The following is an 11,799-nucleotide window of genomic DNA, read 5'->3' on the forward strand; positions in this document are numbered from 1 at the left end:
CGGCCGGGGTTCGCCCCGCGCGGCCGGCGTCTTGCGCCAGGCGGGCAGCACGAAGCCGCGGTTCACCATGACGATGCCGCCGCCGTCCAGCTCCAGGGGCGTCATGACCCAGTAGCCGCTGCCCAGCTCGGTGGCGGCCTGCACCAGCGTCTGGCGGTCGTAGAGAAACGTGCCGCTCGCGCTCACGCGGCGGTATTCGGCGTTGGCTTCGTTCAGGCCGGCCCACTGGCCGGGGCCGGGAGCGGCCTGGGGCGGCGCATGGACGCGGGCGTCCACCCGCGCGATCAGCGCTTCTTTCCAGGCCAGCCGGTGCACCTGCCAGGTGCCCAGGGCGCAAAAGCCGGTAAACAGGACGCCGCGATCACGGCCAGAACGAGCAGCCGGGCGCGGCTGCGGGGCGCGCGCGGTGCGCCGCCCGGGGACTTCTCGGTTGCTGCGGTCAAGGCATATTCCGCATGTCGTGTATCGACGCGGGCATCATGTTGGAGTTGAGGTGGTACATGATCCAGATGGAGCCGCTGAGGGTAATCACAACGAGCACCAGCGTGAAGATCAGCGCGAGCATATTCCAGCCGCTCTCGGACTTGGCGTCCAGGTGCAGGAAATACACAATATGTACCACGATCTGCACCACCGCGAAGGCGAGGATCACCAGCGCGGTCACGCGCGAGCTGTCGAACACGCGGTTCATCACCAGCCAGAACGGTATGGCGGTCAGGATGGCCGCCAGCACGAAGCCCGTGACGTAGCCCTTGAAGGTGCCGTGCGGGCCGTCGTCCTCGCCGTGCCCGTCATGGCCGCCGTGGCCGCCATGGCCGTGATCTGCCGCGTGCTGCATGCCGTGGGCCTGGCTCAGGTTGGCCATGTGATCGGTGCGTACGGTCATGGCAGCACTCCCATGAGATAGACGAAGGTGAACACGCCCACCCAGATCAGGTCCAGGAAGTGCCAGAACAGCGACAGGCACATCAGGCGCCGGCGGTTGGCCGGGATCAGGCCGTGCAGCTGCACCTGGACCATCATCGTCACCAGCCACACGATGCCGAAGGTGACGTGCAGGCCGTGGGTGCCGACCAGCGTGAAAAACGACGACAGGAACGCGCTGCGCTGCGGCCCCGCGCCCTCATGGATGAGGTGAGCGAACTCGTAGAGCTCCAGGCCCAGGAAGCCCGCGCCCAGCAGGCCCGTGACCGCCAGCCAGCCCTGCGTCGCGCCGATCCGGTTGCGGCGCATTTCGAGCATGGCGAAGCCGTAGGTGATGGACGAGAGCAGCAGCAGCGAGGTGTTCACCGCCACCAGCGGCAGGTCGAACAGGTCGGCCCCGGACGGGCCCGCCGCGTAGCTGCGCCCCAGCACGCCGTAAGTGGCGAACAGGCAGGCGAAGACGAGACAGTCGCTCATCAGGTACACCCAGAAGCCCAGCAGGGTTCCGTTCTGCGGGTGGTGCTCGCCTTCGACGTGGAAACTCAGCGGCTGCGGCGGCGTCTGGCCGCCGGTGAGAGGGGGCGCGTAGGTATCAGACATGTTTGCTCAGGAGCTGGGTTCGGGCGGCTTCGCAACGGACGACTTCCTCGGCCGGCACGTAGTAGTCGCGCTGGTAGTTGAAGGTATGGACGATGGAAACCAGGATCAGCGCGGCGAACGAAACCGCCGCCAGCGGCCACATGTGCCAGATCAGCGCGAAGCCCATCACCACGCTGATGGCGGCCAGCACGATGCCGGCCCAGGTGTTCTTGGGCATGTGGATGGGAATGAAGCCCTGCTGCGGCCGCTGGTAGCCGCATTGCTTCATCTGCCACCAGGCGTCCAGGTCGTGCACCCGCGGGGTGAAGGCGAAGTTGTAGGCGGGCGGCGGCGACGAGGTGGACCATTCCAGCGTGCGGCCGTTCCAGGGGTCGCCGGTGACGTCGCGCAGTTCATGGCGGCGCCGGTAGCTCACCACGAGCTGGATCAGGAAGCACGCGATGCCGATGGCGATCAGGCCCGCGCCCACCGCCGCGATCTGGAACCAGATCTGCAGCGAGGCGTCCTCGAAATGGCTGAGGCGGCGCGTCACGCCCATGAGCCCCAGCACGTACAGTGGCATGAAGGCCACGTAGAAACCCACCAGCCAGAACCAGAACGAGCACTTGCCCCAGAACGGATCGAGCTTGTAGCCGAAGGCTTTGGGGAACCAGTAGGTGATGCCCGCCATCAGGCCGAACAGCACGCCGCCGATGATGACGTTATGGAAGTGCGCGATCAGGAACAGGCTGTTGTGCAGCGCGAAGTCGGCGGGCGGCACGGCCAGCAGCACGCCCGTCATGCCGCCGATCACGAAGGTGACCATGAAGCCCACCGTCCAGAGCATGGGCACCTCGAAGCGGATGCGGCCGCGGTACATGGTGAACAGCCAGTTGAAGATCTTCGCACCCGTGGGAATGGAGATGATCATCGTCGTGATCCCGAAGAACGAGTTCACGCTGGCGCCCGAGCCCATGGTGAAGAAGTGGTGCAGCCACACCAGGTACGACAGCACCGTGATCACCACCGACGCGTACACCATGGACGCATAGCCGAAGAGCCGCTTGCCGCAGTAGGTGGACACCACCTCCGAGAATACGCCGAAGGCCGGCAGGATCAGGATGTACACCTCGGGGTGGCCCCAGATCCAGATCAGGTTCACGTACATCATGGCGTTGCCGCCGAAGTCCGCCGTAAAGAAATTGGTGCCCACGTAGCGGTCCATGGAGAGCAGCGCCAGCACCGCCGTCAGCACGGGGAAGGCGGCCACGATGAGCACGTTGGTGCACAGCGCGGTCCAGGTAAACACGGGCATGCGCATCAGCGTCATGCCGGGCGCGCGCATCTTCACGATGGTGACCATGAGGTTGACGCCCGACAGCAGCGTGCCCACCCCCGCGATCTGCAAGGCCCATATGTAGTAATCGACCCCCACGTCGGGACTGTGCAGAATGCCGGACAGCGGGGGATAGGCCAGCCACCCGGTGCGCGCGAATTCGCCCACGAAGAGCGACATCATCACCAGAACGGCGCCGCCGGTGGTCATCCAGAAGCTGAAATTGTTCAGGAAGGGGAAGGCCACGTCGCGCGCGCCGATCTGCAGCGGCACGATGTAGTTCATGAGCCCGGTGACCAGCGGCATGGCCACGAAGAAGATCATGATGACGCCGTGCGCGGTGAAGATCTGGTCGTAGTGATGCGGCGGCAGGTAGCCCAGCGAATCGCCGAAGGCGATGGCCTGCTGCAGCCGCATCATGATGGCGTCGGCGAAGCCCCGCAGCAGCATCACGATGCCCAGCACCATGTACATGATGCCGATCTTCTTGTGGTCGATGCTGGTGAACCACTCCCGCCACAGGTAGCCCCACTTGCCGTAATAGGTGATGGCGCCCAGCAGCGCCAGCCCGCCCAGCGCCACGGCGGCGAAAGTGGCCAGCAGTATAGGCTCGTGGTACGGAATCGCTTCCCAGGTCAGGCGACCGAAGAAGAGCTTGGTGAGGTCGGAGTGCTCAGTCATCTCGCTTCCCGTATAGAACCCAGGTTCGACATCGCGCCGCGCGGACGGCGCCTGCGGCCGGTCGCTACATCACCAGATCCGCCCCGGAAGTGCACATGGCGCCCACGTACCTGCGCACCGGCGCCTGTTGCAGGCCCAGCCGCTCGCGCGTGGCGGCGTCCAGGCTGGTGACGTTGTGCGCGCCGGGCAGCCCGAGCCCGCCCTGCGCGTCGATGGCCATGGCGTCGCGCATGCACATGCGGTTGGGCTCGACGCAGCGGTTCACGATGGCCTCGAACAGCCCTGGCGCCACGGACGCATAGCGCGCCACCGGATTGCGCTCGCTGGGCTGCTCCAGCTTCAGGTAGGCGCCGCGGTCCATGGCGGCGCCCGAGGCGCGCGCCTGTTCCACCCACTTGTCGAAACCCTGCTGGTCCAGGCCGTGGAACTTGAAGCGCATGCCGGAGAATCCCGCCCCGCTGTAGTTGGCGGACATGCCTTCATACTCGCCAGCATGGTTGATGACGGCGTGCAGCGTGGTCTGCATGCCCGGCATGGCGTAGATCTGGCCCGCCAGCGCCGGCACGAAGAAGGAGTTCATGACCGAGGATGCGGTGATGCGGAATTCGATGGGACGGTCGACCGGCGCCGCCATTTCGTTGACCGCCGCCACGCCCTGCTCGGGATAGAGGAACAGCCACTTCCAGTCCATGGCCACCACTTCGACCACCAGCGGCTTGGTGTCGGCGGGCACCTCGCGCCCCTCGGAAAGCCGCGCCAGCGGGCGGTAGGGGTCGAGCTGGTGGGTGCTGACCCAGGTGAGCGCGCCCAGCGCGATGATGATGAGCAGCGGCGCGGACCAGATCAGGAGTTCGAGGACGGTGGAGTGGTTCCAGTCGGGCTCGTAGCGCGCCTGGGTGTTGCTTTCGCGGTAGCGCCAGGCGAAGAGCAGCGTGAGCACGATGACCGGCACGATGATGAGCAGCATCAGCACGGTCGATATGATGATCAGGTTGCGCTGTTGCACCGCCACGTCGCCCGATGGCGAGAGCAGCACCGCATTGCATCCGGAGAGCAGCGGCAGGGCGCCAAACAAGATCAATCCGCGGAGCTTTGGGAACGACGGCATGACCACACCCCAATACGTAACCGTGATCGTTAAACGCAACAGTACGCTGGAAGCCGCGAAAAATCTAGGGTAAAAAGAGCGAAAGCGTGCGCGGGCTCGCATGTGGCAACGGGCCGTGTTCCCTGGAGAATGCGGCTCGCAAGCCACGCGCGGCGCGCGCTGGAGTGTTGCAAGAACGTGTTGCATAAGCATGGCAAACACGTATTCCGAAACCTCCGTCAGAGGAGCACTCAGATGGCGAGCACCACGCAATATCCCGGGCAGGCTTCCGCCTATGTCGGCTCGTCGGGGATCAGCCACGCCAAGGTGGCGCCGGGCGAGATCGCGGTGGGAGTCGTGGTCGGACGGGCCTCCGAGTACTTCGATTTCTTCGTGTTCGGCATCGCCTGCGTGCTGGTCTTCCCCAGCGTGTTCTTCCCCTTCGAGCCCCGCCTCGAAGGCACGCTCTGGTCCTTTGTCATCTTCTCCTTCGCCTTCATCGCCCGCCCGATCGGCACCGCCGTCTCCATGGCCGTGCAGCGGCGCTGGGGGCGCGGCACCAAGCTCACCATGGCACTGTTCCTGCTCGGCACGGCCACCGTCGGCATGGCGTTCCTGCCTGGCTACAACGTCATCGGCATGCACGCCATCACGCTGCTGGCGATCTTCCGGTGCCTGCAGGGGTTCGCGCTGGGCGGCTCATGGGACGGCCTGCCCTCGCTGCTGGCGCTCAACGCACCGCCAGACCGGCGCGGCTGGTACGCCATGCTGGGCCAGCTCGGCGCGCCCATCGGCTTCATGGTGGCCAGCGCGCTGTTCCTGTTCCTCACCGTGGCGCTCACGCAGCAGGATTTTCTCGAATGGGGCTGGCGCTATCCCTTCTTCGTGGCGTTCGCCATCAACGTGGTGGCGCTCTTCGCGCGGCTGCGCCTGGTGGTCACGGAGGAATACACCCAACTGCTCGAAGAAGGCGAGCTGGAGCCCATCGGCATTCCGAAGATCGTGCGCGAGCAGGGCTACAACCTTTTCATCGGCGCGTTCGCGGCCCTGGCCAGCTACGCGCTCTTTCACCTCGTCACCGTGTTTCCGCTGTCCTGGATCGCGGTCAGCGCCACGCAGCGCATGCAAGACGTGCTGGTGGTGCAGATCGTCGGCGCGGCAGTGGGCATCCTGGGCACCATCGCCTCGGGCTGGATCGCCGACCGCATCGGCCGCCGCACCACGCTCGGCACGCTGGCCGTGCTGATCGGCGTGTTCGCGCTCTTCGCGCCCTGGCTGCTGGGCGGCGGCCCAGCCGCCCAGGACGCTTTCATCCTCATCGGCTTCGCCCTGCTCGGCCTGTCATACGGGCAGGCGTCCGGCACCGTCACCACGAACTTCGAGCGGCGTTTCCGCTACACGGGCGCGGCGCTCACATCCGACATGGCCTGGCTCATCGGCGCGGCCTTCGCGCCGCTCGTGGCGCTGGGGCTCTCGGCGCGTTTCGGGCTGGCGGCCGTGAGCATCTATCTGCTGTCAGGCGTGGCGTGCACGCTGATCGCGCTGCGCATCAACAAGGTGCTGGAGACGCGGGACTGATTGCGGCCGGGCCGCCCGCCGCGGGGTCGCCCGCCGCGGGATCACCCGCCGCGGGATCACCCGCCGCGGGATCGTCGTTAGAATCTGCGGATGGGCGATTCCCGCCCGCGATCCCTGGCCGGCCATGAACTTCCCGTTTCCCATCCGCCAAGCGTGCCCGCCCGGCGCCTGCGTGTGCGACCGCGATCGGCTGTTTGCCGATCCCCGGGCCGACTTCCGCATCCTGCGCCTGACGCGCGAGGAGGAGAAGCGGCTGGTGGCCCGGCTGGAGAGCCTGCGCGACCTGGAAGACCTGCGCGCCATGCAGGGCCGCATGCACGCGCAGCTCGGCATCGTCGTCACCATTACGCCCAGCGCCAACGAGGTGCGGACCTCGCGCGGCATTCAGATCCAGCTCGAGAGCCAGGCCGGCCTGTGCCGCAAGACGCGCGCCGCCATTCCGGCAGCGATCCGCCGCGCCTTCGACAGCCGTCCGGAAATCGTCTATGCGCTGCTCAACGAGCGCGACCTGCTGCACGGCGCCTAGCGCGGCGCGCCAGCACTGAACGCGGTTTTCCGAAGGGGGGGCAATCCAGGCCGGGCGCCCGTTGTCCGCCGCGTTCAGCGCCGGGGCGCNCACGCCCGCACCTCCAGCAGTTCGTTATAGACCGACAGCGGGTGCTGGAAGCTCTCTCGCGGGACAGGCCGGTGGGATCTGGCAGGCAGCAGAATGCCGTGCTGCGCAGGCAAAGGCAGCAACGCCAGGCGCTCTTCTTGGAACCGCTTGGCGGGCTCTCGATGAGCGGCAGCTCGTCGCGCACGGCTTTTCCGGTGAAAATGCGCAAGGTTTCCTGCAGGCTGACCGCCCAGCCCAGCTCGTTGAGCATCTCGGCCAGCACGCGGTTGGTAATGGGCTCGGAATCGACCAGCACGCCGTCGCAGTCGAAGAGCACGGCGTCAAAAGGAAAATCGCGCATCGTGGGGGAATATCGAAAACATGCCTGAAGGCCACAAGCATACTGCAGCGCCGTCTTCGGCCCCGCCCGCGACGCCGCGCGGCTGCCCGGCTGGCTGCCGCTGCCGGCCGCGGCGCAGGCCGGCGCCCCTACTCCTCCGACTCCCACTGCGGCGGCGCGGAGCGCAGCGATTCCAGATGCCAGCTCGGCCTCTTTCGCGCTCCAGCGCCGGCGCCAGCGCGCGCCACCCCACTACCGCCCCCTGCCCATTGGCCGGCAGCCAGCCCAGGGCGCTGTACAGCGTTACGGCAATGTCGCCGGTATCGAAGCGCGTTTCGTAGTATCCATGCCGCTGCGGCGCGGTGTCGCCGGAAACCCAGTCCCTTTGTTTCATGCGCTTCTCCTTCAAGGCCGCCGCCCTTGCGCCCCACCCCGCGCGCAGCGGCTTTATCCATGCAAACGGCCTCGATGACAAGATGCGCCCCGGCGCGCAATCCGGATAGAGGATTATCCCTAAGGCCGCGCGCCGCCGCGTTCCCGCGCGGCCGTCTACACACCCTCGCACACTGTTACGTCCGCTCCGCGCGGCCTCTGATACCGTAAATCCATGGCCGGCGCCGCCGCGGCCCGGCGCTTCGTGGAGATATGCCTGTGACCCGTCGCTCCGAGTGTTCGCCGCCCTTTGGCGTGATTCCCCCCTATCTGCTCGACCGCCTCGCGCGGCACGCGGATTCGCGGCTGTCCATGCCCGCGGTCAAGACGCTCATCATCGACCAGCAGCACGTGGGATTGCGGGCGCACCAGACCGGAGCGCCGCGTCCGTCCGTTGCGATGCAGCAGGCCGCGCCCGAGGGCACGGCCGCGCGGTCGGTGCACGACGCCGGAAACAGCACCACCCTGCCCGGCAAGCTGGTGCGCGCCGAGGGCGCGCCGCCCACCGGCGACGCGGCAGTGGACGAGGCCTACGACCACCTGGGCGACACCTACCGTTTCTATCGCGAGGCCTATGGCCGCGACTCCATCGACGGCAAGGGCCTGCCGCTGGTGGGCAGCGTGCACTACGGCGAGGACTACGACAACGCCTTCTGGAACGGCGCACAGATGGTGTTCGGCGACGGCGACGGCGTGGTCTTTAACCGCTTCACGCTGGCTGCCGACGTCATCGGCCACGAACTCACGCATGGGGTCATCGACGCCGAGGCGGCCCTGGTCTACCGGGGCCAGTCGGGCGCCCTCAACGAATCGCTGTGCGACGTCTTCGGGTCGATGGTCAAGCAGTATGCGCTGGGCCAGACGGCCAGGCAGGCCGACTGGCTCATCGGCGCCGGGCTCTTTACCTCCAGGGTGAAGGCGCGCGCACTGCGCTCCATGGCCGAACCGGGCACCGCCTACGACGACCCCGCGCTGGGCAAGGATCCGCAGCCCGCCCACATGGACGGCTATGTCGAAACCACGGACGACAACGGCGGCGTCCACATCAATTCCGGCATTCCGAACCGCGCGTTCTACCTGGCCGCCACCGCGCTGGACGGCCACGCCTGGACCTCGGCCGGCCGCGTCTGGTACGACACGCTGTGCGACCGGCGTCTGGACAAGAATGCCGATTTCAGCGCTTTTGCGCGCCTGACGGTGGACGTGGCCGGTGCGGGTCACGGCGCCGCGGTGCAACAGGCGGTCGCCCGCGCTTGGGCGGCCGTGGGAGTGCCGACATGATTTCCTTGCCCCCCCTGGACCTGGCCGCGCTGGTGCGCGTGTCGCGCGAGGGCGGCCTGGCTCCGATTCCCGCCCTGTCCGCGCCGCGCAGCATCGACCTGGTCGCCTGTCCGCCGGGCGTGCGGGAAGAAGTGTGCGACGCCGTGCGCAACGCCGCTCCGCATGCCGCGCAGGAGGGCAGCCATGCCCGCGGCGGCGACCAGCGCTACTTCCGCATCGAGGTGATCTACGGCGACGCGGCGCTGGCGTCGATCAAGTTCGACGTGCCGGAAGAGCAGACCCCCGCCACGCTGGTAAAGCTGTGGCGCGAATACGCGCCGCCCGGGCCAGGCGCGGGCGGCGACGAAAAGTAGAGCGTCGCGGCCCCGCCGCGCCGCCGGGACTCACTGTGTCCTGAGCCCGCCGTCGCGCGTCTTCCACAGCGAGAACAGCACGCCGCCGGCGATGAGCCCGAACGTGACCGACAGCGACACCGCGGGCGGGATCTTGCCGATGAAGCCCACCAGGAAGATCTTCGCGCCGATAAACACCAGCACCAGCGACAGCGCATACTTCAGGTAGTGGAAACGATGGATCATCGCGGCCAGGGCGAAATACAGCGCGCGCAGGCCCAGGATGGCGAAGATGTTGCTGGTGTACACGAGGAACGGATCGGTGGTGATGGCGAAAATGGCCGGCACCGAATCCACCGCGAACAGCAGGTCCACGAATTCGATCAGCACCAGCGCCAGCAGCAGCGGCGTGGCCCAGCGCACCGGACGGCCGGTGGACGGATCGGGCTCGCGCACCCAGAACGCGTTGCCGCGCAGCCCCTCGGTGACGCGCATGCGGCGCTTGAGGAATTTCAGGATGGGGTTGGACGCGATGTCGGGCTCCTGGTCCGCGATCATCCACATCTTCACGCCGGTAAAGGCCAGGAAGGCGCCGAACACGTACAGCAGCCAGCCGAAATTGCTGACCAGGGCCGCGCCCAGGCCGATCATGACGGCGCGCAGCACGATCACGCCCAGGATGCCCCAGAACAGCACGCGGTGCTGGTAGCGGCGCGGAATGGCGAAGAACGAAAAGATCAGCGCGATGACGAACACGTTGTCCAGCGAGAGCGACTTCTCGATCAGAAAGCCCGTGTAGTAGGCCATGCCGCTGGCCGGGCCCATCTGCCACCAGACCCAGGCGCCGAAGACCAGCGCCGCGCAGATGTAGCCCGCCGAGAGCAGCAGGCTCTCGCGCACGCCGATCTCGCGCTCTTCTCGGTGCAGCACGCCCAGGTCGAAGGCCAGCAGCGAGACGACCACGCCCAGGAACAGCAGCCAGCTCCAGGCGGGCGTGCCCAGGAAATCGGATCCGAAAAACGCCATCAATGCATCCATGGCTAATTCCCCCTGAATGAAAAGGCCTCATGATGCGCACGGATTCCGCTCGGATAAATCAGCCTGAAATTGAATTAAGCTTCGAAAAAACCGAAGCTTTGGAATGCCATGCTCAATTACCGCCACCTGTACTATTTCTGGCTGGTCGCCAAGGAAGGCGGCTTTTCGCGCGCGGCGCACCGGCTGGACATGGCCATCCAGACCATCAGCGCCCAGGTGCGCGAGCTGGAAAAAAGCCTGGGCCACCAGCTCCTGAAGCCCGCCGGCCGCGGCGTGACGCTCACGGAGGCGGGCCAGGCGGCCTTCGCACGGGCCGAGGAAATCTTCCAAATCGGGCAGATGCTGCCGCAGGAGGTGCGCGCGGCCGCCACGCGGCCGGTCATGCGGCTGGCGGTGGGCCTGTCGGACGGCATCTCCAAGCTGGCGGCGCATGCCCTGCTCGGCCCCGTGCTGGACACGCCCCGACCTGCGCCTGACCTGCCACGAAGGCGAGTTCGATGAACTGCTGGGGGAACTCGCCCTGCACCACCTCGATCTCGTGCTGGCCGGCGCGAGCGCGCCGGCAACCCCAATCTGCGGCTCGTCAGCGACCGCCTCGCCTCCTCTCCGGTGGACTGGCACGGCCCCGCGGCGCTGGTGCGCAAGGCCGCGGTCCGCGAATTTCCCGCCAGCCTGGAATGGCTGCCGGTGCTGCTGCCCACCGGCCACTCGGTGCTGCGGCAAACGCTGGACCGCTGGTTCGCCGAGCTGGGGGTGCGGCCCAATGTGGTGGGAGAGTTCGAGGACAGCGCCCTCATGTCGGTGTTCGCCGCGCGCGGGTTGGGCGTGTTTCCCATCAGCCGCCTGGGCGGCGGCGACGTGGGCCTGCTGCGCGGCTTGCGCCTGCTGGCGCGCAGCGACTGCGTGCACGAGGAAATTCACGCTATCCGCAACCGGCGCGGACAGCGCCATCCGCTGGTCCAGGCCCTGGTGGCCGCCGCGCGCGCCTCGGCCTATGCCTGAGCATGCCCGCGGCCGTCCCGTCTGACACGGCCCGCCAATTGGCATATGCTTGGTTCCTCGCGGAACCTCCACGCTGCATGCCATGAAGAAAATCGTCTGGATCGTCTTTGCCGTGCTCGCGGCGCTCTGGACCGGGCTGATCGTGCTAGCCACCCGGCTCACCCAGTGGGCGCTCGCCGCCGTGGCCGACGCCCGGGTGCCCGACGCCGCGCTGGCCGGCCCAGCCTGGGGCGTGCCGCCCGAGGCCGTCCGGGCTGGCTCTCGCCGGAATTCATGCACTCCTTGCAGGCCGCCATGCTGTATGCGGCGCAAACCCTCAACCACCTGCTGCCCCGCCGCCCGCCAGCCCTGGCGCCCCTGGCTGACGGCCCTGGCCTGGCTCTTCTGGGGGCTGGTCATGGCCTGCCTGCTGGTCCTGGCCCTGGTCCTGCCACTGGCTCGCCGTGCCCGCCGCCGCCAGCCTGGCGCCCTGGCTGACGGCCCTGGCCTGGCTCTTCTGGGGGCTGGTCATGGCCTGCCTGCTGGTCCTGGCCCTGGTCCTGCACTGGCTCGCCGGCCGCAACGCCGCGGCCTCCGCCAACCGGCAGGTAACGC

The 11,799-nt window shown here is 67.5% G+C and carries 9 protein-coding genes and 3 pseudogenes; 5 read left to right on the forward strand and 7 right to left on the reverse strand.

Annotated elements, in window-relative coordinates:
* From AD428_RS20710 to cyoA, 5 genes and pseudogenes are all read right to left on the reverse strand, one after another.
* Positions 1 to 443: pseudogene (locus AD428_RS20710) on the reverse strand (SURF1 family protein); the annotation flags it as partial.
* A complete protein-coding gene (gene cyoD / locus AD428_RS20715; protein ID WP_053245837.1) occupies positions 440 to 886 on the reverse strand; it encodes a cytochrome o ubiquinol oxidase subunit IV in 447 nt (148 codons plus the stop codon). The pseudogene AD428_RS20710 and the gene cyoD, both read right to left, overlap by 4 nt.
* Positions 883 to 1,524, reverse strand: coding sequence for a cytochrome o ubiquinol oxidase subunit III (gene cyoC / locus AD428_RS20720; RefSeq protein ID WP_053245838.1), 642 nt, complete (start codon positions 1,522 to 1,524; stop codon positions 883 to 885). The genes cyoD and cyoC overlap by 4 nt, the downstream gene beginning before the upstream one ends.
* Positions 1,517 to 3,520: a cytochrome o ubiquinol oxidase subunit I gene (cyoB, locus tag AD428_RS20725; RefSeq protein WP_053245839.1), complete on the reverse strand. Its 2,004-nt coding sequence runs from the start codon at positions 3,518 to 3,520 to the stop codon at positions 1,517 to 1,519. The genes cyoC and cyoB overlap by 8 nt, the downstream gene beginning before the upstream one ends.
* 64 nt (positions 3,521 to 3,584) lie before the next feature.
* Positions 3,585 to 4,628, reverse strand: coding sequence for a ubiquinol oxidase subunit II (gene cyoA, locus AD428_RS20730; protein WP_053246429.1), 1,044 nt, complete (start codon positions 4,626 to 4,628; stop codon positions 3,585 to 3,587).
* A gap of 234 nt (positions 4,629 to 4,862) precedes the next feature.
* Here cyoA and AD428_RS20735 point away from each other — a divergent pair, with 234 nt between their 5' ends.
* Positions 4,863 to 6,185 carry an MFS transporter gene (locus AD428_RS20735; RefSeq protein ID WP_053246430.1) on the forward strand — a complete coding sequence of 441 codons (1,323 nt, stop codon included), beginning with the start codon at positions 4,863 to 4,865 and terminating at the stop codon, positions 6,183 to 6,185.
* 124 nt (positions 6,186 to 6,309) lie between these two features.
* Entirely contained in the window at positions 6,310 to 6,711 is a 402-nt protein-coding gene (locus tag AD428_RS20740) for a hypothetical protein (RefSeq protein WP_053246431.1), read from the forward strand.
* Positions 6,712 to 6,925: 214 nt separating this feature from the next.
* Here AD428_RS20740 and AD428_RS25595 read toward each other — a convergent pair.
* Positions 6,926 to 7,141: pseudogene (locus tag AD428_RS25595) on the reverse strand (HAD family hydrolase); the annotation flags it as partial.
* Between the two features lie 624 nt (positions 7,142 to 7,765).
* Here AD428_RS25595 and AD428_RS20745 point away from each other — a divergent pair.
* Positions 7,766 to 8,833, forward strand: a complete 1,068-nt coding sequence (locus AD428_RS20745; protein WP_152968179.1) for a M4 family metallopeptidase — start codon at positions 7,766 to 7,768, stop codon at positions 8,831 to 8,833.
* A complete protein-coding gene (locus tag AD428_RS20750; protein WP_053246433.1) occupies positions 8,830 to 9,186 on the forward strand; it encodes a protealysin inhibitor emfourin in 357 nt (118 codons plus the stop codon). The genes AD428_RS20745 and AD428_RS20750 overlap by 4 nt, the downstream gene beginning before the upstream one ends.
* A gap of 30 nt (positions 9,187 to 9,216) precedes the next feature.
* Here the strand turns inward: AD428_RS20750 and AD428_RS20755 are convergent, their stop codons facing one another.
* Positions 9,217 to 10,203, reverse strand: coding sequence for a TerC family protein (locus AD428_RS20755; protein ID WP_053246434.1), 987 nt, complete (start codon positions 10,201 to 10,203; stop codon positions 9,217 to 9,219).
* 108 nt (positions 10,204 to 10,311) lie between these two features.
* Between AD428_RS20755 and AD428_RS20760 the strand changes: the two are divergent.
* A pseudogene (locus AD428_RS20760) lies at positions 10,312 to 11,205 on the forward strand (LysR family transcriptional regulator).
* Positions 11,206 to 11,799 lie beyond the last annotated feature (594 nt).

This window comes from Achromobacter sp. DMS1 (genome assembly GCF_001270295.1).